Here is a 19,747-nt window from a genome sequence, read left to right as displayed (position 1 = left end):
GCGCCATGCCACTTGGATCATCGGGAGCAACACGAGGAGTTGACATGCCTGAAGTGATCTTCAGCGTCGATCAGTCCCGGTCGATGCGTGACCAGGAGGTGCCCGGACACAACAGGTGGCATCCGGACATACCGACTGTTGCCATGGTCCGCCCGGGGGACGAGTTCCGCGTCGAATGCCGTGAGTGGACCGACGCGCAGATCGGCAACAACGATTCCGCCAACGACGTGCGCGACGTCGACCTCAAGCGGGCCCACATGCTCAGCGGGCCGATCGGCGTCGAAGGCGCGGAGCCGGGTGACCTGTTGATCGTGGACATCCTCGACCTGGGGCCGGTGCCGCAGCAGGTCGGAGACGCACCCGGTCAGGGCTGGGGGTACACGGGCGTCTTCGCCAAGGCCAACGGTGGGGGTTTCCTGACCGACTACTTCCCCGACGCCTACAAGGCGATATGGGAGTTCCACGGGCAGGTGGCGACCTCCAGGCACCTCCCCGGCGTCCACTTCACCGGTATCACGCACCCCGGGCTCTTCGGCACGGCCCCCTCCGCGGAGCTGCTGGAACGCTGGAACAGGCGGGAGCAGGCCCTGATCGACACCGACCCGGAGCGCGTCCCGCCCCTGGGGCTCGCGCCCGACCAGGACCAGGCCCTGTGTGGTCAGGCGACAGGCTCGGACGCCGAGCGCATAGCCCAGGAAGGCGCGCGCACCGTTCCCGCGCGGGAGAACGGAGGCAACCACGACATCAAGAACTTCACCCGCGGGTCGCGCGTCTTCTACCCCGTCCACGTCAAGGACGCCAAGCTGTCGGGTGGCGATCTGCACTTCAGCCAGGGAGACGGTGAGATCACCTTCTGCGGCGCCATCGAGATGGGCGGTTACATCGACTTCCACGTCGATCTCATCAAGGGCGGCATGGAGAAGTACGGCATCAGCACCAACCCCGTCTTCATGCCGGGCAACGTCGAGCCGCGGTACACGGAATTCATGTCCTTCATCGGGATCTCCGTGGACCACGACACCGACACCAACTACTACCTGGACGCGACGGTCGCCTATCGCCGTGCCTGCCTCAACGCCGTCGAGTACCTGAAGAGGTTCGGCTACACCGGAGAGCAGGCCTACCTGCTGCTCGGCGCGGCCCCCATCGAGGGGCGCATCAGCGGAATCGTCGACATCCCGAACGCCTGCTGCTCCCTGTACCTGCCGACCGGGATCTTCGACTTCGACGTCCGCCCCACCGCGGAGGGACCGAAGACCGCGGACCGCGGGCAGTGCGCGGTGTCCAGCTGAACGGAGGAGGACCGACACGCGGCCCCCGCCCGGCGGCTCACCGGGCGGGGGCCGCGCCGCGGGTTCAGCGCACCCCGACACGCAGGGTGAAGCCGACTTGGGTGGAGCCGAGTGTCTCGGTCACCTTCCAGCAGCCGGCCTCGGGGAACGCGATGACCGTCGGCCACCACTGCCGATGGCCGTCGGCGGTGGCGAGCCCGCCGGTGCCGCCGTTCACGGAGCCGGGCCCGTCCAGTCGTTCGGCGCCGACGCGCGGGGCGCCCTTCCGGTCCGTCACCCGTCCCCGGGCGTCGAGGGTGACGGAGGCGTACTTCGCACGGTAACCGTCCCGGCGTTCGCCCGTGTGATCCAGGAGAGCCGGCTTGGCCACCCACAGGTCGTCGGCGCCGTACCAGCGCACCGCCTTGTCGAAGTCGTGCACGGCGGCCGGTACGGACGCGGAGGGGACCGAAGGAGTCTCCCGGCAGGCCGCGGCCCGCCCCGGCTGTCGCGGCGCCGACGGCGAACAGCCGACGGCCAGCATCACCAACGCGCACGCGAACAGTGCCGCTCCTCGTACCGTCCGCCTTCGCATACGTGGCAGTCTTCCACGGCGACGCCCGCGATCCCCGAGGCCTGGGTCGATGCCTTCAGCTCATCGCAGTGCCGACCGTTCGGTGGGTGCCAGCCGCAGCCGCTGCGCGGGCCTGGCCAGCCGTGCGGAGAGGGTCGGCAGCACCTCCTCGCGCCAGCGCCGCGAGAGACGTACGCGGTTCAGGTGCCGCTCCAGGCGGGCTTCGTCGGCGAAACGCGCGAACCATACGAAGACCTCCTCGTTCGTGCGTACCGGCAGCGCCGGGAAGGTGTTCGGGGCGTGTTCCGACCGCAGGTACGCCAGTGGTTCGGCGCCGGTCTCGGTCAGGACGGGGCGCACGCGCTGCTGGAAGAACTCGACGAACGTCGCGTCGAACGGGCCGTGTCCGTACCAGACCGTGGCGAGGACGAGCGACGGCGGCGACGGTGCCGGCTCGCCGGGGGCCGGCCGGGCGCCGGGCGGCACGGGGAACCCACCGCCCGTCGAAGCCGGCCGCAGCAGCAGCACGTCGTCGGAGTCGATCATCGTGGCGTTCGCCTCGTCGCGGTGTGCCCGCCAGACCGGGCCGCCGTAGAAGCTCTCCAGGGCCTCGGCGCGGCGCGGCATGTCCTCGAAGCCGCGCAGCCAGACGAACCGGTCGGGGTCGTCCAGGTCGCGGAACTGCCCCAGGACGGTCGCACCCACCGCCTCCTGGGGCTCGACGAACTCGCGGTCGAACAGATCGATCAGGACGTCTCGCTGTCCTGGGTGCAGCGTGTACTGGCGCAGTTCGACGACTGGGCATCGCGCGGCTTCCACCAGTCCTACTCCTCGTTCGGTCGTCGCGCTGTTGGAACGGACTTTGTTACAGCAAGCGGTAGGGGCCTGCCAGGTCACCGGCCTTCCGGTCTCCGGTTCCCCGGCCTCTCGGTCTTCCGGCTAGTTCACCAGCGTCTCCCGGAGTACGTCGGCGATCGACGTGTCCGCCAGTTCCTGGCGCATGACCCGCTCGACCCGGTCGTAGACGCCGCTCAGGGCGGGCCGGATGCCTCGGCCGACCGGGCACTCCAGGTTGGGTTCGGTGCGGTGCAGGCCGAAGGGCGGCTGCGCGTCCACGGCGTCGTACACCTCGAGCAGGGTGATCCGCTCGGGCTCACGGGCCAGGCTCCAGCCCGCACCGGCGCCGTGGCGCACCTCCACCAGGCCGGCTCGCCGCAGGTCACCGAGGCTGCGCCGGATGATCACGGGGTTGGTGTTGACGCTGGCCGCGACCTGCTCCGACGTGAGCACCTCCTGGCCACGGCGGTGCGCCAGCGCCAGCCAGGCGAGCGCGTGCGTCGCGATGGTCAGTCGACTGTTCGCCGCCATCACCCCTCCTCGTTCGATGCAACAGCTTCTGTTACAGCCAACCCCGCGGTCAAGCCGTTCGGCCCGCACCGAGGCGGACGGCAGGAGGCGCTTCCACCAGCCCACCACCCGCCGCAGCGACGGGCCGGGCACGAACTCCGTGACGAACCAAGGGACACCGGCCTCCGCGTCGCGGGCGACCACGGATGCCGTGCCGGGTCTGGAGAGGCGGCGCGCGGCGGCGACCTCGCGCCGGAAGCGGCGCCGGAACGATCAGTCCGTGACGGGCAGGCACTCGGCGAGCAGGGCGACGATGTCACGCCAGGCTCGCTGTGCGTGCCGTGGGTGGTAGCCGACGCCGGGCGGCGCGGCGTGGTCGACCGGTGGGTGATGGAAGGCGTGAAGGGCTCCTCCGTAGACCACGAGGCGCCAGTCGACGCCCGCGGCCCGCATCTCCGCGGTGAACGCCTCCCGTTGCGCGGGCGGCATGATCGGGTCTTCCGACCCGACCCCGGCCCATACCGGGCAGCGGATGCGCGCCGCCTCGCCCGGTCGGCCCGTGGTCAGTGCGTTGACCGTCCCGATCGCGCGCAGGTCGACGCCGTCGCGACCGAGTTCCAGGGCGACCGCGCCCCCGGTGCCGTAGCCGATGGCGGCGGTGCGGTCGGGGTCGGCCCGTGGTTCGGCACGCAACACGTCGAGCGCGGCGTGACCGATTTCTCGCATGCGGTCGGGATCGGCGAGCAGCGGCATGCAACGGGCCAGCATTTCCTCCGGGTCCTCCAAGTAGCGTCCGCCGTGGAGGTCGAAGGCCAGCGCCACGTACCCCAGCCCGGCCAGAGCCTCGGCCCGCCGGCGCTCGACATCGCTGAGCCCCATCCCCTCGGGTCCGATCAGGACCGCGGGCCGGCGCCCGGTACCGGCCGGGAGCGCGAGGTGTCCGATCATCGTCAGGTTGTCGGCCGGGTACGCGACCGTACGGGTTGTGACCGTCGTCATGCGACTGGACGGTAATGACCGTTGCGTCCGCTCGGGTTGGTGTTCACCGATGGCAGACAGCAGTCCGTCCCCACCGCATAACCGGCCGCCGCGAATTCCGACGCGACCTCCGGCGCCGGCGGACCTACGGCGGACTGCGCCCCGCCGCGGCCACGAGGACCGACGACGTCCGCGCCGCGGCCTCGGAGGCCCGCGCCATCGCCGCGCTCGCCCGTGACCTCGGCGTCGGCCGCGGTGCGGTCCGCAGGCCGTTGCCGGTCTCCTGCCCGGGCCACACCGGCATCGAGGGGAACGCCCCCGCCCGGGAGCCGCCAAGGCCCGGCAGAGACGCCGTCCCCTCCACCCGCCTAACTCCCCGCGGTGACGGCCTCGTCATTCCGGTGGCCCGGCCTCCGGGCGTCCGGTGAACCATCTCCAGGCGCCGTTGTGTCGGCACCTCTCGGCGGTCACTGCTCCGGTGACCAGGGAGCGGAGCGCAGGTCCGCGACGCTGCGCCGGTCACGGCCCTTCGGGGGGCCGCCGGCCGCCTTGCCCACCGCGACCATGGAGACGATCGCCCAACCCGGGTTCGGGTCCAGCTCCTTGGTGAGCCCGTCGATGTCGAAGGCCCGGAACTGGTGCGCCGCCAGCCCCATCGCCTGTGCCTGAACGGTCATGTGGGCCACGGCCTGGCCGAGGTCGTAGTCCGCGAACTCGGAGTACAGCAGCGGCGAGTCATCGACGTGCCGGCGCGTCAGCGTGACGACGAGCAGGCCCGCGTCCGTCGCCCAGCGGGCCGAGCTGGGCGCGAGGTGGGGCAGCACCCTGTCGTGCTCCGGCTCACCCGGCCTGCCGGTGAAGAAGCCCCACGGCTGGGAGTTGCCCGCCGACGGCGCCCACCGCGCGGCCTCCAGCAGCAGTCCGAGGGCGTGGTCGTCGACGGTCCCCGACGGATCGAACCCGTAGGGGCTGAACCGTTCGGCGAGCAGCGGGTGCAGGCCGTGGGCCGGCTCCTGAGGATGACGCATGCTCAGCTCCAACCGGCGGGCACCGGGCGCCTATTCCGGCCGGTGGAGGTGGATCGTGCGCCCGACCGAACCGGCGTGAGGTTCGTTCGCCGAGTGCGGGAGGCCGGGGGACCCTCTGACGGGGGTGCGGGGTGGGGTCCGGGGCGCGCGGGCGTGTTCGGCCGACGGGAACCGGTGGGTGGTACGTACCTTTGGCACACCGGTCTCCCCGTGCGCGTCCGGGACGAGTCGGGCCGCGTCGACCGGGAGGTCCGGCGCAGGCAACAAGGGGGTCCGGCGCAGCCGCTGACCTTCGTTCGCCGACGCGGACCGCAGGGCTCACCGGACGCGGGTCAGGGATTCGTCCAGGCCTTGGGGTCTTCGGCGAGGCTCAGGACCTCGTCGGGCAGTTCGGCCGCGGCCACATGGGCCAGGGTGACCTCGTCGAGGATCTTGCGGACGTTGGCGCGCACGGCGATCCAGAGCGGCAGCAGCGTCTCCGCCGGGCCGCAGTAGGCGAGTTCGGGTGGGCGCACGCCCCGCACCGACACCAGGGGGCCGTCCGCCACGCGGATGACGTCCGCGATGGCGATCGAGTCCGCCGGACGGGCGAGGCGGTAGCCGCCCTTGCCGCCCCGCTGGCTGATCACCAGCCCGCCCCGGCGCAGGTCCCCCAGGATGCCCTCCAGGAACTTGTGCGGGATGCCCTGTGCCGCGGCGATCGCCTCGGCCTTGAGCGAGGCCTCGTCCCCTGCCGCGGCCAGCTCCAGTGCCGCCCGCACCGCATAGTCCGCCCGCGCCGAGATCCGCATGCCCCGATTATCCATCACCGCCGTGTCCGCCCGTCACCGCTGCGCCGTCAGGCGGGCAGGGTGAAGGGCGGGTGCGCTCCGTTCAGGAAGTAGTCACCGACCTCGCGCAGCCGGTGGGCGGCGGGCTCGCGCAGGGTGTGCGTCCGGGCGTTGCGCCAGAAGCGGTCGAAGCCGTGGCGGGAGGAGGCGGCGCCGGCGCCGATGACGTCCAGGGCACGTGTGGTGACCTCCTGCGCGGCCCGGGCGGCGGCGGTCTCGGCCACGCTCGCGAGGACGGCGATCTCCGCGCCCTCCTCGTCGTCGAGGTCCTCGCCCCGCGCGAGGCCGTGCGTCAGGGCGTCCACCGCCTGGTCGGCGAGGGCGGACGCGGCCCGCGCGACGACGGTGAGCTCGCCGTACACGGTGAGGGCGTACGGATCCTGCGCCGGGCCGTCCGGCCAGGGGTGGGGCGAGAGCGGCTGCCAGGTGGACCGCATGCCCCTTCCGGACTCGCGGATCTCGGCCAGCAGTCCCTCCGCCACGCCGAGCAGGAAGTGGACGGAGACCAGACGCGAGGTCGGCGCGGCCAGCGAGGTGAAGGGCGACAGGACGTCCTCGTCCGGCGAGAGCGAGCCGAGCACGTCGTCGGCCGTGACCGGTACGGAGTCGAACTCGACGCCGCCGCCGGCCGCCAGCCGCTGGCCGAAGGTGTCCCCGCCGCCGCTCACGACGCCCGGGCGGGCGGGGTCGACCAGGACGGCCACCGGCTCGCCGGTGCCGTACTCGGCGGCTCGCACCACCAGCCGGTCGGCGACGCCGACACCGGTGGCGTACCTCTGGTAGCCGCTCAGCAGGTACCCGTCCGACGCGGGGGCCAGGACGAGGGGTGGTTCGTGCGAGCCGATGCCTCCGCCCCAGCACCACTGCCCCGCCGTCGACTCCCGTTCGATGCGGGCGGCACGGGCGGGACCGGCGAAGAACCGGGCGCTGGAGGAGAGGAAGTAGTGGCTGCCGAGCAGGTGACCGATGGCCCCGTCGGCCGCGGCGACGGTCCGGACCGCCGTGCAGGCGGTGCGCCAGTCGGCGCCGCCTCCGCCGCAGGCGACCGGCGCCAGCAGCGCGAGCAGTCCCGACTCGCGCAACCGCGCGACCTCGTCGAGCGGTGCCTTGCCCGCCTGTTCGCGCTCGACCGCGTCCGTGGCCAGGTCGTCCGCCATCTCACGGGCTATGTGCAGCCAGTCGACCCGCCCGGCTCCCGTGTCGGTCACCTCGTCCGCCGTCACGGTCATGTCCGCGCCCGCTTCACGCGACTGCGGCTGTCACTACAGCTCAGTGCTGTGGTCATGGCGCCTTCCTCCAGGGGACCGGGGACGACGCGGTGCCCGGCGAGGCGGCGTGGGAGTGCAGCGGTGCGCGGTGACGCGTCGGCTTCGTCATCCTCACTCTCCTCTTCGACCATCGTCAACATTTCCCTAGTAATTCGATAGGGAAACTAGGGAAACCGGCTGGCTCCGGCCGATTCGCGCTGCCAGGTGGCGCGTTCGCGAGGTGCGGGACCGCCAGGTGGGCGGCGTCCCGCCGCACGGAGGGCAGCCGGGCCGCACCGAGCAGACCCCCGCGGGCGCGGCAGGCCCGCGCGGACACAGCGGACCCCAGGACGCGGCAGGCCCGCGCGGACGCAGCCCGTGTGCCCGGCCTCCTCCCGGCCGCCTTCCGTGACGCCCGCCCGCCAGGGCCGGCCTTGACACCCACCGGGGCCGTCGACGTACGTTGCACGGGAAAGTTCCTGACGGGTGGAGGCTCTGATGCGCGTACGGGGCGCGGCACCGCGCGGTGCGTGCACCGGTGCGCGGCTCATCACCCGGCGGCATGTCGACTACTGCCGTACCTCTTCCGCCGTCTGTCCTTCCGTACACAGCTGACCCCTGCCGGCCGTCCCGCCGGCCGCCTCGTCGCGGCCCTGTGCCGCGAGTCATCGTGTTCCCCGGAAGGAACCCCATTGTCCGGCCCTGCCCTGCACCTCGCCGTCGAGCTCGACGGCGACGGCGCCCACCCCGCGGCCTGGCGCCGCGCCGCCCACTCCCCCGACCAGCTGCTGACCCCGCGCCGCGTGGCCCGGGTCGCCGCCGTCGCCGAGAACGCCGGGTTCACCCTGATCACGCTGGACGACGGTGTGCTGCCGCCCGGCACCTCGCCTGATCCGGTGGGCCGCATCGGCGCGGTGGAGCGCGCGGCGTTCGTCGCGGCGTCCACGAGCACCATCGGGATCGCGCCCGCCGTCCCGCTCACGTACGCCGAACCCTTCCACGTCTCCAGCCAGTTGGCGTCCCTGGACCACATCTCCGCCGGCCGCGCCGGATGGGTGGTGACGGAGGAGGAGCGCCCCGAGGCGGCTCGTGCCTGGGGGCGCCCGCCGGTCGCCGACGCCGACGCACGGGCCCGGGAGTCCGGTGACGGGGTCGAGGTGGCCCGCGCCCTGTGGGACTCCTGGGAGGACGACGCGGTCATCCGGTCGGTGGCCACCAGCCGCTACCTGGACCGCGAACGCCTCCACTACGTCGACTTCACCGGTGAGACGTACACCGTCAAGGGCCCGGCGATCGTCCCGCGCCCGCCCCAGGGGCAGCTCGTCGTCCTGGGCCGTCCGGACCGGGTTCCCGGCGCACGGCTCGACGTCGCCCTCGTCGCGGGCCGCGACGTCGCGTCGGCCGCCACGGCCGCCGCTGCCGCCGGTACGCCCCGCGTCTTCGCCGAGGTCGAGGTGGCGCTGGACACGCCGGAGGCCACGGCCGACGAGCGGGTCGCCGACCTGGAACGGCACGCCGCGTGGAGCGACCGGGGGCGGCTGCGGCACATCGGTTCCGCGGAGCGGCTGGTCGGCCTCCTGGCCGAGCTGAGCCGTCACGTCGACGGCGTACGGCTGCATCCGCTGGTGCTGGACGAGGACCTGCCCGTCCTCTCCCGCCTCGTCCTGCCCGCCCTGTCCGGACGGCGGCTCGTCGCCCGTCCGCTGCCCGGTACGTCCCTGCGCTCGACCCTGGGTCTGGAGCGCCCCGCCAATCGCTTCGCCGCCGCGGCCCCGGCCGCCCAGGAGGCCGCCCGATGACCCGCACCGACCCCTTCGACGTCCCCCGGCCGCACGCCCGGCTGCACTTCGGTGTGTTCTTCCAGGGCGTCAACCACTGGACCGTCTGGTCCGCCCCCGACAGCGGCTCGCAGATCGATCCCGCCTCCTTCCGCCGCGTCGCCCAGACCGCCGAACGCGGCCTGTTCGACGCGTTCTTCCTCGGCGAGGGACTCCGGCTGCGCGAGGTCGACGGCAGGATCCACGACCTGGACGTGGCCGGGCGGCCGGACGCCATCACCCAGCTCTCCGCACTGGCCGCCGTCACCCGCCGCATCGGCCTGGTCTCGACCTCCAACTCCACCTTCAACGAGCCGGCCGACCTCGCCCGCCGCCTGTCCGGCCTCGACCTCCTCTCCGAAGGCCGGGCCGGATGGAACGTGGTGACCACGGACAACGCCTGGACGGGTGCCAACTTCCGCCGCGGCGGCTACCTCGACCACGCCGACCGCTACCGGCGCGCCGAGGAGTTCCTCACCGTGGCCCGTGCCCTGTGGGACGGCTGGGAGGACGGCGCCGTCGCCGGCTCCGCGGGCGCACCCGCCTGGTCGGCGCCCGGCGCCGTGCACCGAGTGCGCCACCAGGGGCCGCAGTTCGACGTCGACCTCGTTCCGACCTTGCCGCGCAGCGCGCAGGGCCACCCCGTGATCTTCCAGGCCGGCGACTCCGGCGAGGGACGCGACTTCGCCGCCCGCAACGCCGACGTCATCTTCTCCGCGCACGGCACCGACTTCGACGACGCGCTGGCCTTCGCCGACGACATCCGGCGCCGGCTGCGAGCGGGCGGGCGTCCCGAGGACGACCTGCGGATCCTGCCCGGCACCGAGATCATCATCGGCGCCACCGAGGAGGAGGCGCAGGAGAAGAAGCGCTGGGTCCGGCTCCAGCAGGTCACCCCCGCGACGGCTTTGGGGATCGCCGGGCTGCTGTGGGGCATCGACCTGTCCGACCGCGACGCCGACGGGCCACTGCCCGAGGAGGATCCGGTCGTCGGCGAGAACGACGGCTCCTTCGGCGCCCGGCGCGTCGCCGACCCGCGCGCGGTGGTGGCCGAGTGGCGCGCGCGGGCGGAGGCGAACGGCTGGTCGCTGCGGGAGACCGTCATCGCGCTCGGCCCGCAGCGCGGGCACGTGGGCACTCCGTCCGGCCTGGCCGACAAGTTCGCCCACTTCGTGCGGCACGGCGCGGTCGACGGCTTCAACGTCACGCCCTACCTGATCCCCGACGGCCTCGACGACATCGTCGACCTGCTCGTGCCGGAACTGCAGGAACGCGGGGTCTACCGCACCGAGTACACCGGCACCACGCTCCGCGAGCACCTCGGTCTGCGCGCGCCACTCACCCACCGCTCCGCGCCGGACCGACGGCTGGCGAGCTGAGCCACGGAGGGCATCCCGTACACATGACTGACAAGAAGCTGTCACACCCGGACCGGAATGCGGTTCCGGCCGGCGCCCGTTCTGGACTGACATGACCGTGGGAGTAGCGCTCGACGCGTCCGACGTGCCGAACCAGATCGACGCGACCGTCCAGCTGGCCCGGGAGGCAGCGCGGTCGGGGCTCACGTCGGCCTGGTTCGGCCAGACCTTCGGCGCGGACTCGCCCCAGCTCGCGGCGATCGTCGGGCGCGAGGTGCCCGGACTGCAGGTGGGCACCTCCGCGATCCCCGTCTTCGGCCGCCACCCCCTGCTGGTGTCCAGCCAGGCCCAGACCGCGCAGGCCGCCACGCACGGCCGCTACCACCTCGGTCTGGCCCTGGGCACGAAGCTCCTGACGGAGGCCGGCTTCGGCCTGCCCTTCGAACGTCCCGTCGCGCGGCTGCGTGAGTTCCTCACCGCACTGCGCCAGTTGACCGAGACCGGCACGGCCGACTTCCACGGTGAGCTGCTCACCGCGGCCACCCCGGTCCCGGCGCGGGTGCCGGGCGCCGAGAACGGCGTCCCCCTGCTGGTCGCCGCGATGGGGCCGCAGGCGCTGAAGGTCAGCGGTGAGCTGGCGGACGGGATCCTGCCCTACCTGGCGGGGCCGCGCGCCCTCGCCGACCACATCGTCCCCGCCGTGACCGCCGCCGCCGAGGCCGCCGGCCGCCCCTCGCCCCGGATCGTGGCCCTCGTGCCCGGCGTGGTCACCGACGACGTCGACGCGGTGCGGGCCAGGGCCACCGAGGCCCTCGCGTTCTACGAACGGATCCCGTCCTACGCCCGGGTCATCGGACTCTCCGGCGGACGGCGCGCCGCCGACCTGGCCGTGATCGGCGACGAGAGGACCGTCGAGGCCGAGGTGCGCCGTTACCGCGACGCCGGCGCCACCGAGGTCGTGTTCTCGGCCACCGAGATCGCCGGCGAGGCCGCCCGCCGGCGCACCTGGCGGCTCCTGGGCGCACTGGCCCGCTGAGCACGCCGGTCGCGCTGACGCCTCCCCGTACCGAGCACGCCGGACCGCGCCGGCCGCCCGACCGGTCCCCCGACCCCCGTCACGAAGGAGAACCCATGACCACCGAGGCCGCCACGACGGACCGCGATGCCTTCACCGAGAACTGGCTGGACTGGCACCGCGCCCAGGAGGCCCGGCTCGCCGCCCCGCACGGATTCCTGGCGATCACCGGCCTGCACTGGCTCGACGACCGGCCGCAGCGCTTCCCCGACGCGCCCGGTGCCTGGCGCACCGGCCCCGAGGGCGTCGTCGTGGACCTGGACGACGGCGAGGAGCTGGTCGTCGACGGGACGCCGGTGCGCGGTGAACACCACTTCGGCGTGCTTCCCGAGCGCGGCGGCGTCGACGCCGTCTGGGGGGACGCCGTCATCGAGGTCGCCAGGCGCGGCGGTCACGACATCGTGCGCCCCCGCCACCCGGACGCCCCGCTGCGCACCGCCTTCACGGGCACGCCCGCCTACTCCCCCGACCCGCGCTGGGCGGTGCAGGGCCGCTACGTCCCCTTCGACACGCCGCGGCCGACCACCGTGGGCGCCGCGGTCGAGGGTCTTGAGCACGTGTACGACGCCCCGGGCAGGATCGAGTTCGAGCTGGACGGGCGCCCGCTGTCGCTGACCGCGTTCCCCGGCCATGGCGCGGGCCGCCTGATGGTGCTGTTCACCGACGCGACCTCCGGGGTCACCACCTACGCCGCCAACCGGTCCCTGGCCCTGGAGGCGCCCGCCGCCGACGGCACGGTCGTCCTGGACTTCAACCGTGCCGCGAACCTGCCGTGCGCCTACACGGACCTGGCCACCTGCCCGCTGCCCCCGGCCGAGAACCGGCTGCCGGTGGCGATCGAGGCCGGTCACAAGATCCCCCGCGAGCGCGGCGGCTCCTGAACCGGAGCGGCCGGGGGGGCCGGTGCGGGTGGGGCCCGGTACGGGTGGGGCCCGGTGCGGGTGAAGCTCGGTACGGGTCGAGGCCCGGTACGGGTCAAGGCCGGTCGCCGCATGAGCCTATGAGCCGTGTGAGCACTGTGAGCCGTGTGTGAGCCGTGTGTGAGCCGTGTGTGAGCCGTGTAAGCCCTATGAGCCCCTAGGCCGGACGCTCTCTCAGCGCCTTGCGCCGGTCACCGGCGAGTGAGAAGGCAACGGCCGCGAAGTAGAGCGCCCAGATCGGCGCGGCCAGCGCCAGCATGGTCAGCGGGTCCGTGCTCGGCGTCGCCACAGCGGAGAAGACCGTGATACCGACGACCACGGCGCGCCACCGGCCGAGCATCCGCCGGCCGGACAGCACTCCGGTGAGGTTCAGCATCACCAGCAGCAGCGGCATCTCGAAGGCGAGACCGAAGACGACCACCATGCGGGTGACGAGGTCGAGGAGGTCGTCCAGCGGCAGCAGGTTGTTCACCCCGTGCGGTGTGAGGCCGATCAGCACCCTCGCGGTCCTGGGCAGCACCTCGTAGGCGAAGAAGGCGCCCGCGAGGAACAGCGGGACGCCCGTGCCGACGAACGCGTAGGCGTACCTCCGCTCGCGTTCGTGCAGGCCGGGGGCGACGAACGCCCACAGTTGGTACAGCCACACGGGAGAGGCCAGCACGACGCCGGCCACGAGCGAGACCTTCAGCGCCAGGGTGAAGGGCGCGAGCAGACCGTTGATCGTGATGTGCGCGCAGGTGGTGTGCGCGGGCTGCCTCGCCAGATCGGCGAAGGAGGTCGGGCAGCCGACCGATGCCAGTACCGGCCTGGTGACGATGTTGATGATTCTCTTGTACGAGAAGGCGGCGGCGACCGTGACGACCAGGACGGCGAGGACGGCCTTCGCGAGCCGGTTGCGGAGTTCGCGAACGTGCTCCCCGAGCGGCATCCGCCCCCCGGGGTCCTGCTTCCTGGTGCGGACCGGCTGGGACATGCCATGTCCTCATCTCGTGTGGTGCTCGGGGCGTTCCCCGTCCGGGGCGTCGTCGTCCCGCAGCGCCTCGGTCTCGCTCTTGAGGATCCGCAGGGACCTGCCCAGCGCGCGGGCGGTGTCGGGCAGTCTCTTCGAGCCGAAGATCATGATCACCACCGCGACCAGGACCAGCAGGTGCCAGGGCTCCAGTGCGTTGCGGAACATCGTCACACCGCCCTTTCGAAGGCGTCGGCGCCCGTACCGCGTGACCGGTCCCGCTGCCGGCCGGCGTGTTCCCGCACGGCTGTCGGGCGGAGTGGGCGAGGTGGGTGGGGCAGGCCGGACGGCGTGGAGGCGTGCCGGGTGTCGCTGTCGTCGCTGGTCATGTTTCCTTCTTCCGGTCGACTCGGGGCCCCTGGCCGGGTCGGGGCGGGCCCCTGGCCGGGTGGGGGAGGCTCGGGGTCGGTTCAGGTCCCGGGGCGCCCGGCAGCCGTCCAGGCGGCGTACTCCTGGCGGACGTAGAGGCGGGCGCCGCGGGCGTGCGTGATCGCGTCGGGACGGTACGGACCGGCCACGAGACCGGGGTGACGGCGGTCGTGCCGGACGAGTTGTTCGGCGGTTTCCGCGGCGGCCGCGACCGGGCCGGGGCCGGGAGCGGCAGTGGCCAGCCGGTCCATGAGGGCGGCCCGGCGCAGCAGTCGGGCGCGTTCGGCGGCCGTCGCGTCGGCCGGGAAGCCGGTACCGGGCCCGGCCCGGCGGCCGTCGCGTTCGGCCTCGAGCGCGAGCACCTGGTGCATCTCGCGGCGCAGGTCCGGCGCGTTGGCGTACGCCTCGTGCACAGGAGGGACGTCGATGCCCTCGCCGGTGTCCGGAGTGGTGTCCATGGTCACTCCTTCCGGTCGTGACGGGCGCTCAGGCAGGCGCGGACCTCGCGGCCGGTGCCCGTCTGGTGGGCCTCGGTCGACTGGGCGAGGTACTGGACGATGCCGGTGCCGCGGCCGTGTTCGTCGGGGGCGATGTCGGGGCGGTGGCGCTCCACCGTCCTGCCGGAGTCGGTGACCACGATGTGCAGCGTCCCGTCGTCGAGGTTGAGCCGCACGGTCATGCGCTCGCGGCCGTACTGGGCGGCGTTGGCGGCGAGTTCGTCGACGATGAGGACGGCGGAGTCCCGCTCGCTCGCGGGTACCTGCCAGGCTTCCAGCATGTCCGCCGTGAAGTGGCGGACGGCGCCGACGTGCGCCTCCTGCGCGGGCAGGGTGAGCAGCGCCTCGTGGTGGCAGGGCCGGCCGGGCTGTGGACCGGTGCGGGGGGAGTCGGTGAGGAACATGGTCTTCTGGCTCTTCTGTGAGTGTGCGGAGACCGGGAGGGTGGACCACCAGCAGCAACCTTTCGGGTTGCCGGCGGGCTGGTCCTGCATGGCGCGCTCATGTGGTTCCACGGGTGGCGCATGCCGAACGGTTCGGGCGATTGGCCCTTTTTGCCCGACTTCTTGCGGCTGACGGCCCCCACCATCACCGCAGCCGTACCGCGTGGCGGAACCGGCCGGCGACGGTGGCCCGACACGTGCCGAGGGGGCCGGTGCCGTGAGCACCGGCCCCCTCGAAGCCGCACACCGGAGGTCCCGTACGCGCTCACCGGGGCTGCTCAGCGGGTCACGCGCGGCTCCCCGCACACACCGGCCGCCCGGACCGCTCCCGGCTCCTGGTCCCGCCGTGCGCTCGGCCCGACGACCGCCGTCGGGCCGCTCCCTACCCTCGCGGGCGGCTCACCCCACGCCAGCCGCCCAGCCCCCTCCCAACCCCTCGACACGCCGCGCGAACACATCCGGCGGCCGTCGCCGGGTCAGGCCCGGATCGTGACCAGTTTCTGGCCGTTGTCCGCGATGATCTCGAAGTGCTGGATGGCCTCGGGTGCCATGGCGACCGTTCCGGGGATCGTGGTGCCGGACGGGTACTTGCCGGCCCACCAGGTGGCGCCGTCCGCCCTGACTCCGCCGGGCCCGACCGCCTGCAGCCGGCAGGTGGTCCCGGCGGGCGCCCCCCTGGCGGAGACCTGTAGGACACTGCCCCAGACGGAGGGCGAGACCTTGACGGAGGCGGAGACGCCGGTGGCGGGATCGCTTCCGGAGAAGGTGCGTGTGTACGTGGGCGCGCTCGGCCCGGGCGGTGACGCCACGCTGCCCACGGTGCCGACGGCGGCCAGCCACGTGCCGCCGGCCGCTGCCGCGACGAGCACCGCCGAGGCGGCCGCGCCGGCCAGTTGCAGGCGCCGGGTTCTGCGGCGCCGGGCCGCGGCCTGCTGGAGCAGCCTCTCCAGCACACCCCTCTCCGGGGTCCGCGGTGTGACGGGCTCGGCGGGCGTCGCGGGCCCTTCGGGTGAGGGACCGCGCACGGTTTCGCCGGCCCGTGCAACCAGCCGGTCGGCCAACTCCCCGTCGGCCGCCGGCGCCGCACGCCCCGAAGCCTCCGCCAGGGTCACCGTCGCCAGCAGCGCGGGCAGTCCCGCCAGCCGGGCGTGTTCCGCCCGGCACTCCGCGCAGTGCGCGAGGTGGGCACTCACCAGTTCCGCTTCCTCCGGAGGCAGGGTGCCCAGGACGTAGGCTCCGAGCGCCAGCCGGAGATCGTCGTGCTCCGCACTCACGGTCGCCACCTCCCGCACCCCTCTGTCACGGCTCGATCCCGCGTTCCTGCAACGCCAGCCGCAGGGCGTGCAGGGCGTAGTACGTCCGCGACTTCACCGTGCCGAGCGGGATGCCCAGCACGCGTGCCGCCTCCGCCATGGTCCGGCCCTGGTAGTAGGTCTCCAGCAGGACGGCGCGGTGGTCCGGGGACAGCGACCGGACGGCGTCGGCGACCGCCCAGCTCTGCAGTGCCTGATCGATCTCGTCCTCGCCCGGATTCTGCTCGGCGGCCCGCTCCAGCGCCTCGCCCCCGGTCTCGGCCGGCCTCGCCTGCCGGGCCCGGTGGGCGTCGATGACCAGGTGCCGGGCGACCGTGCACAGCCACGCCCGGGCCGGGCCGCGTTCCGGGTCGAACGCGGCGGGGTGCTGCCATGCCCGGAGCAGTGTCTCCTGCACCACGTCCTCCGCCCATTGCCGGTCTCCCGAGGTCAGCCGCAGTACGTAGTGGAACAGAGGTCCCGCGTGCTCGGCGTAGAGAGTGCGCAGCAGTTCCTCGTCCGCGGTCGAAAGGGTCCCTTCACCAGAGACACGGTCTGCGGAGCGATCCGGACGGGTCCGCGGGCCACGTTTTTGGTTCCAGGGCATGAATCGATCGTCGCGCACATGTACAACTTTGTCCTGTAATGCCCGGAATGCCAGGAGGACCGGGTGGCGCTCAGCGTGCCTCGTGGGCGAGGCGTACCTCGTGGGCGAGGCGTGCCCGCCGGGCCGTGCGGCGCCGCCGGCACCCGGCCTGCGTGACGTCCGGCACCGCGGCCGGCCTGCACCGATACCGATCGGGCCCGGAAAAGCAAACATTTCGTCCCGGAAAGACGCGCATCCGTCGAACCGTGCGGCCCCCGCCGTCCGTGAAGCCCGACAAGAGCCGACCCCGGCGCGATTCCTCACCGGTTCCCCGAACCGCGAAGGAGGGGCCAGAGGCCGCCGGAAGACGCCACTCGACGGAAGCGCTCCCGGCGCCGTCCGCCCTGCCCCGCCCGCACTGTCGCGGTGCGCAGGGGCACAGGTGCGGCGCGGGACACGTCGGGGCGAGCGGCCCGCACGGGCCCGCACCCCCGCCCGTCCGCCGGCCGGTGCGGGCCACGCGCCCGCGAACACGGCATCCACCACACCTGCACGCGGGGTCGCGCGCCGAGCCGGCGCGGTCCACCTCCCCGCCTGATCAACGAGGAACGCACACCATGTACCAGAAATCTCGCGCGCCGGGCCGCCGGTCACGCGCTGCGGCCGGGATGGCCGTCGTCATCGTCGCCACCGGCGGCGCCCTGGGGCTCCTCAGCGCGTGCGGCCAGTCGTCGCATTCCCCGGCAACCGGAGCCGGCGCCCTCACACCCGGCCCGGGCCGGCACCGGATGCCGGGGATGTCCGGCGCCACGGGGCCGGACGGCGCGACGGGCTCCGCTCCCGGCGCCTCACCGATGCCGAGCATGAGCATGCCCATGAGCCCCTCGGCCAAGGCCGCGCGGAGCGCGCCGGTCACCGGTGACGCGGTGGCGATCAGGAACTTCGCGTTCGCCCCGGCCAAGCTGAAGATCAAGGTGGGCACGACGGTGACGTGGACCAACCAGGACACCGACGCCCACACCGTCACCAGCACCGGTTCGGGCGGCCCGCTGCGTTCGGCCGCCCTGGCCACCCACGCCACCTACCGGCACACGTTCACCAAGCCCGGCACCTACGCCTACCTCTGCACCATCCATCCGTTCATGACCGCCACCGTGGAGGTGACCCGATGACCGATCACTGGAACGCCCACGACGCGGCACCGGCCGACGACACCGGCCGGCCCGACGGCGAGCACGGTATGACCCGGCGTCAACTCATGCGGCACACGGCCTGGTTCGGCGGCGCCGTGGTGCTGACCGTAGCCGGCGGGCAGGTGATCAGCCAGATCGCCGACGCCCGCGAAGGCACCTCCGGGGGCACCGCCGGGGGCAGCGCCGGGGCCGCCGCCGCAAAGAGCGGGGCGCTGCGGTTCGTGCAGGTCTCCGACAGCCACATCGGGTTCCAGGGCCCGGCCAACATGGATGTGGCCGGCTCGTTCTCCGAGGCGATCCACCAGGTCAACACGCTCGGCTTCCGGCCCGACTTCGTGATGCACAGCGGTGACCTGACCCACCTGTCCACGGCCGGGCAGTTCGACCAGGTCAAGCAGATGATGAGCGGGATGCGGACGGACCGCGTCTTCACCGTGCCGGGCGAGCACGACTCCATCGGCGACGCGGGCCGCGCCTACCGGCGGACCTTCGGCGCGGGCACGCTCGGCGACGGCTGGTACAGCTTCGACACCCACGGCGTGCACTTCATCGCCCTGGTGAACACCCTGAGCCTGGAGAAGCTGGGCCACCTCGGCAACGCCCAGATCGACTTCGTCCGCAGGGACCTCGCCGGAGTGCCGTCGGACACCCCCATCGTGGTCTTCAGCCACATCCCGCTGTTCGCCATGTACCCGCGGTGGGGCTGGAGCACGGACGACGCCCTGAAGGTCATCGCCCTCCTGCGCCGCTTCTCCTCCGTCACCTGCCTCAACGGGCACGTCCACCAGCTCTTCACCAAGACGGAGGGCAACATCACCTTCCACTCCGCCACCACCACCGCCTACCCCCTGCCCCACCCGGGCCGTGCTCCCGCCCCCACCCCGCAGGTCGTCCCGGCCCGGCAGCTCAAGGAGGCACTCGGCATCCGCACCGTCGGCTACCGCCGGGGCGAGCGCGAACTGGCCATCACGGACCAGAGGCTCGCATGACCGCCCGACGGCTCCTCGCCCCCGCCCTGCGGACGGCGACCGCCGCGAGCCTCGCCGCCGGCGGATACCTCCACGCCTGGCTCTACCTCGACGGCTACCGCTCCGTCCCCGTCATCGGCCCCCTGTTCCTGCTCCAGGCCGGCGCCTCCCTGGCCCTCGCCGTCCTGCTGCTGATCGGAACACCGCCCCTGCTGCTGAGGATCGCCGCGGCGGGCGTCGCGCTCGGCGCCCTGGCGGGCTTCGCCGCTTCGCGCACCGTCGGGGTGTTCGGGTTCACCGAGCACGGTCTGCGACCCGCGCCGCAAGCCGTCCTCAGCCTCCTCGCCGAGACCGGCACGCTGCTGCTCCTCGCCGCCTGGCAGGCGACCCTGGCCGAACGTCCCCGCGCTGCCCGGCCGCCCGTCGGGACGGCCGCCTGGGCCACCACCCGCACACCACCCGGCTGAACCACCCGAGGGACATCCCATGTACCTGCAACCACGCCCAGGGATCGCCTGGCCGAGCCCGCGCCTGCGGGAACTCGGCGACGCCGTACGCGCCCTGCTCGACCTGGACGACGACACGGCCGTCGTCATCCGTCAGCTCAGCCGTGGCACGGCCGGCCACCACCGGCTGGAGACCGTCGTCGCGGTGCTGCCCATGGACGGCGAACCCCACCGCTGGGTGCTCCACCGCCCCGCCGAGCAGATCACCGACCAGGAACTGCGGGCCATCCTGCTCGGCCACGCGCCGCGCTGACCGGCACCCGGCTGCCGCGGAGAACGCGAGCGACCGCGCGGTTTCGCCTTCACGCCGGTGCACCCCTGTGCGCCGGCGTGAAGGCATGACCGCCGGGCGCGGAGCCGGGCAGCGGTGCCCGGGACGCCTCGGACCTCCCAAGCCGCCGGCCGCCGGAGCCTGCCGGGCGCGGCCACCGTGGCGCCC

At 73.3% G+C, this 19,747-nt stretch carries 22 protein-coding genes; 9 read left to right on the top strand and 13 right to left on the bottom strand.

Annotated features, from left to right (window positions below; translation table 11 throughout):
* The first annotated feature begins 44 nt into the window (after positions 1 to 44).
* Positions 45 to 1,292: a formamidase gene (fmdA, locus tag LG395_RS34325; RefSeq protein ID WP_225812598.1), complete on the top strand. Its 1,248-nt coding sequence runs from the start codon at positions 45 to 47 to the stop codon at positions 1,290 to 1,292.
* A 64-nt stretch (positions 1,293 to 1,356) separates the two neighbouring features.
* Here the strand turns inward: fmdA and LG395_RS34320 are convergent, their stop codons facing one another.
* The 7 genes from LG395_RS34320 to LG395_RS34285 all read right to left on the bottom strand — a co-directional run bounded on the left by LG395_RS34320 (position 1,357) and on the right by LG395_RS34285 (position 7,257).
* Positions 1,357 to 1,866, bottom strand: coding sequence for a hypothetical protein (locus tag LG395_RS34320; RefSeq protein WP_225812597.1), 510 nt, complete (start codon positions 1,864 to 1,866; stop codon positions 1,357 to 1,359).
* A gap of 60 nt (positions 1,867 to 1,926) precedes the next feature.
* Positions 1,927 to 2,664, bottom strand: coding sequence for an NIPSNAP family protein (locus LG395_RS34315; RefSeq protein ID WP_225812596.1), 738 nt, complete (start codon positions 2,662 to 2,664; stop codon positions 1,927 to 1,929).
* A gap of 120 nt (positions 2,665 to 2,784) precedes the next feature.
* Positions 2,785 to 3,213, bottom strand: a complete 429-nt coding sequence (locus LG395_RS34310; protein ID WP_225812595.1) for an Rrf2 family transcriptional regulator — start codon at positions 3,211 to 3,213, stop codon at positions 2,785 to 2,787.
* Positions 3,214 to 3,465: 252 nt separating this feature from the next.
* Positions 3,466 to 4,191 (bottom strand): dienelactone hydrolase family protein, encoded by a 726-nt coding sequence (locus LG395_RS34300; RefSeq protein WP_225812594.1) that lies wholly within the window; start codon positions 4,189 to 4,191, stop codon positions 3,466 to 3,468.
* A 446-nt stretch (positions 4,192 to 4,637) separates the two neighbouring features.
* Positions 4,638 to 5,198 (bottom strand): nitroreductase family protein, encoded by a 561-nt coding sequence (locus tag LG395_RS34295; RefSeq protein WP_225812592.1) that lies wholly within the window; start codon positions 5,196 to 5,198, stop codon positions 4,638 to 4,640.
* A gap of 332 nt (positions 5,199 to 5,530) precedes the next feature.
* Complete coding sequence (locus tag LG395_RS34290; protein WP_225812590.1) at positions 5,531 to 5,989, bottom strand: RrF2 family transcriptional regulator; 459 nt, start codon at positions 5,987 to 5,989, stop codon at positions 5,531 to 5,533.
* A 47-nt stretch (positions 5,990 to 6,036) separates the two neighbouring features.
* Positions 6,037 to 7,257 carry an acyl-CoA dehydrogenase family protein gene (locus LG395_RS34285; protein WP_225812588.1) on the bottom strand — a complete coding sequence of 407 codons (1,221 nt, stop codon included), beginning with the start codon at positions 7,255 to 7,257 and terminating at the stop codon, positions 6,037 to 6,039.
* A gap of 710 nt (positions 7,258 to 7,967) precedes the next feature.
* On the opposite strand from LG395_RS34285, the gene LG395_RS34280 reads away from it, so the two are divergent.
* The 4 genes from LG395_RS34280 (at position 7,968) to LG395_RS34265 (ending at position 12,406) form a co-directional block, all read left to right on the top strand.
* Positions 7,968 to 9,074 carry an LLM class flavin-dependent oxidoreductase gene (locus tag LG395_RS34280; RefSeq protein WP_225812586.1) on the top strand — a complete coding sequence of 369 codons (1,107 nt, stop codon included), beginning with the start codon at positions 7,968 to 7,970 and terminating at the stop codon, positions 9,072 to 9,074.
* On the top strand, positions 9,071 to 10,471 hold the full coding sequence (locus LG395_RS34275; protein ID WP_225812584.1) for an NtaA/DmoA family FMN-dependent monooxygenase: 1,401 nt from the start codon (positions 9,071 to 9,073) through the stop codon (positions 10,469 to 10,471). The genes LG395_RS34280 and LG395_RS34275 overlap by 4 nt, the downstream gene beginning before the upstream one ends.
* A 91-nt stretch (positions 10,472 to 10,562) precedes the next feature.
* The gene (locus tag LG395_RS34270; RefSeq protein WP_225812582.1) at positions 10,563 to 11,486 is read left to right on the top strand and encodes an LLM class F420-dependent oxidoreductase; all 924 of its coding nucleotides are present in this window, start codon (positions 10,563 to 10,565) and stop codon (positions 11,484 to 11,486) included.
* Positions 11,487 to 11,581: 95 nt separating this feature from the next.
* A complete protein-coding gene (locus tag LG395_RS34265; protein WP_225812580.1) occupies positions 11,582 to 12,406 on the top strand; it encodes a DUF1684 domain-containing protein in 825 nt (274 codons plus the stop codon).
* Between the two features lie 196 nt (positions 12,407 to 12,602).
* Here LG395_RS34265 and tatC read toward each other — a convergent pair whose 3' ends face one another.
* From tatC to LG395_RS34230, 6 genes are all read right to left on the bottom strand, one after another.
* On the bottom strand, positions 12,603 to 13,418 hold the full coding sequence (gene tatC, locus LG395_RS34260; RefSeq protein ID WP_225812578.1) for a twin-arginine translocase subunit TatC: 816 nt from the start codon (positions 13,416 to 13,418) through the stop codon (positions 12,603 to 12,605).
* Positions 13,419 to 13,427: 9 nt separating this feature from the next.
* Positions 13,428 to 13,622, bottom strand: a complete 195-nt coding sequence (tatA, locus tag LG395_RS34255; protein ID WP_225812576.1) for a Sec-independent protein translocase subunit TatA — start codon at positions 13,620 to 13,622, stop codon at positions 13,428 to 13,430.
* 242 nt (positions 13,623 to 13,864) lie between these two features.
* Positions 13,865 to 14,281: a hypothetical protein gene (locus LG395_RS34250; RefSeq protein ID WP_225812574.1), complete on the bottom strand. Its 417-nt coding sequence runs from the start codon at positions 14,279 to 14,281 to the stop codon at positions 13,865 to 13,867.
* A 2-nt stretch (positions 14,282 to 14,283) separates the two neighbouring features.
* Entirely contained in the window at positions 14,284 to 14,814 is a 531-nt protein-coding gene (locus tag LG395_RS34245; RefSeq protein ID WP_225812572.1) for an ATP-binding protein, read from the bottom strand.
* Between the two features lie 425 nt (positions 14,815 to 15,239).
* The gene (locus LG395_RS41320) at positions 15,240 to 16,037 is read right to left on the bottom strand and encodes an anti-sigma factor family protein (protein ID WP_308071476.1); all 798 of its coding nucleotides are present in this window, start codon (positions 16,035 to 16,037) and stop codon (positions 15,240 to 15,242) included.
* A 25-nt stretch (positions 16,038 to 16,062) separates the two neighbouring features.
* Positions 16,063 to 16,662, bottom strand: coding sequence for a sigma-70 family RNA polymerase sigma factor (locus LG395_RS34230; protein WP_225812570.1), 600 nt, complete (start codon positions 16,660 to 16,662; stop codon positions 16,063 to 16,065).
* Positions 16,663 to 17,258: 596 nt separating this feature from the next.
* Between LG395_RS34230 and LG395_RS34225 the strand changes: the two genes are divergently transcribed.
* From LG395_RS34225 to LG395_RS34210, 4 genes are read left to right on the top strand one after another with little or no spacing between them, the layout of a single operon-like run.
* The gene (locus tag LG395_RS34225; RefSeq protein ID WP_225812568.1) at positions 17,259 to 17,813 is read left to right on the top strand and encodes a cupredoxin domain-containing protein; all 555 of its coding nucleotides are present in this window, start codon (positions 17,259 to 17,261) and stop codon (positions 17,811 to 17,813) included.
* A complete protein-coding gene (locus LG395_RS34220; RefSeq protein WP_225812566.1) occupies positions 17,810 to 18,823 on the top strand; it encodes a metallophosphoesterase family protein in 1,014 nt (337 codons plus the stop codon). Before LG395_RS34225 ends, LG395_RS34220 begins: the two co-directional genes overlap by 4 nt.
* Complete coding sequence (locus tag LG395_RS34215; protein ID WP_225812564.1) at positions 18,820 to 19,269, top strand: hypothetical protein; 450 nt, start codon at positions 18,820 to 18,822, stop codon at positions 19,267 to 19,269. The genes LG395_RS34220 and LG395_RS34215 overlap by 4 nt, the downstream gene beginning before the upstream one ends.
* 19 nt (positions 19,270 to 19,288) lie before the next feature.
* Positions 19,289 to 19,561, top strand: coding sequence for a hypothetical protein (locus tag LG395_RS34210; RefSeq protein WP_225812562.1), 273 nt, complete (start codon positions 19,289 to 19,291; stop codon positions 19,559 to 19,561).
* Positions 19,562 to 19,747: the final 186 nt, after the last annotated feature.

Source organism: Streptomyces spinosus (assembly GCF_020400655.1).
In the GTDB taxonomy this organism is placed as follows: Bacteria; Actinomycetota; Actinomycetes; order Streptomycetales; family Streptomycetaceae; genus Streptomyces; species Streptomyces argyrophylli.
The sequence above is the reverse complement of the archived record's forward strand: the minus strand, read 5'-3'. Positions and strand labels throughout refer to the sequence as shown.

What these genes read in the sequence shown, in the direction of transcription:
- fmdA (WP_225812598.1), top strand. Translation starts at nt 45, where the DNA reads ATGCCTGAAGTGATCTTCAGCGTCGATCAGTCCCGGTCGATGCGTGAC.
- LG395_RS34320 (WP_225812597.1), bottom strand. Translation starts at nt 1,866, where the DNA reads ATGCGAAGGCGGACGGTACGAGGAGCGGCACTGTTCGCGTGCGCGTTG.
- LG395_RS34310 (WP_225812595.1), bottom strand. Translation starts at nt 3,213, where the DNA reads ATGGCGGCGAACAGTCGACTGACCATCGCGACGCACGCGCTCGCCTGG.
- LG395_RS34300 (WP_225812594.1), bottom strand. Translation starts at nt 4,191, where the DNA reads ATGACGACGGTCACAACCCGTACGGTCGCGTACCCGGCCGACAACCTG.
- LG395_RS34295 (WP_225812592.1), bottom strand. Translation starts at nt 5,198, where the DNA reads ATGCGTCATCCTCAGGAGCCGGCCCACGGCCTGCACCCGCTGCTCGCC.
- LG395_RS34290 (WP_225812590.1), bottom strand. Translation starts at nt 5,989, where the DNA reads ATGCGGATCTCGGCGCGGGCGGACTATGCGGTGCGGGCGGCACTGGAG.
- LG395_RS34285 (WP_225812588.1), bottom strand. Translation starts at nt 7,257, where the DNA reads ATGACCGTGACGGCGGACGAGGTGACCGACACGGGAGCCGGGCGGGTC.
- LG395_RS34275 (WP_225812584.1), top strand. Translation starts at nt 9,071, where the DNA reads ATGACCCGCACCGACCCCTTCGACGTCCCCCGGCCGCACGCCCGGCTG.
- LG395_RS34270 (WP_225812582.1), top strand. Translation starts at nt 10,563, where the DNA reads ATGACCGTGGGAGTAGCGCTCGACGCGTCCGACGTGCCGAACCAGATC.
- LG395_RS34265 (WP_225812580.1), top strand. Translation starts at nt 11,582, where the DNA reads ATGACCACCGAGGCCGCCACGACGGACCGCGATGCCTTCACCGAGAAC.
- tatC (WP_225812578.1), bottom strand. Translation starts at nt 13,418, where the DNA reads ATGTCCCAGCCGGTCCGCACCAGGAAGCAGGACCCCGGGGGGCGGATG.
- tatA (WP_225812576.1), bottom strand. Translation starts at nt 13,622, where the DNA reads ATGTTCCGCAACGCACTGGAGCCCTGGCACCTGCTGGTCCTGGTCGCG.
- LG395_RS34250 (WP_225812574.1), bottom strand. Translation starts at nt 14,281, where the DNA reads ATGGACACCACTCCGGACACCGGCGAGGGCATCGACGTCCCTCCTGTG.
- LG395_RS34245 (WP_225812572.1), bottom strand. Translation starts at nt 14,814, where the DNA reads ATGCAGGACCAGCCCGCCGGCAACCCGAAAGGTTGCTGCTGGTGGTCC.
- LG395_RS34230 (WP_225812570.1), bottom strand. Translation starts at nt 16,662, where the DNA reads ATGCCCTGGAACCAAAAACGTGGCCCGCGGACCCGTCCGGATCGCTCC.
- LG395_RS34225 (WP_225812568.1), top strand. Translation starts at nt 17,259, where the DNA reads ATGTACCAGAAATCTCGCGCGCCGGGCCGCCGGTCACGCGCTGCGGCC.
- LG395_RS34220 (WP_225812566.1), top strand. Translation starts at nt 17,810, where the DNA reads ATGACCGATCACTGGAACGCCCACGACGCGGCACCGGCCGACGACACC.
- LG395_RS34215 (WP_225812564.1), top strand. Translation starts at nt 18,820, where the DNA reads ATGACCGCCCGACGGCTCCTCGCCCCCGCCCTGCGGACGGCGACCGCC.
- LG395_RS34210 (WP_225812562.1), top strand. Translation starts at nt 19,289, where the DNA reads ATGTACCTGCAACCACGCCCAGGGATCGCCTGGCCGAGCCCGCGCCTG.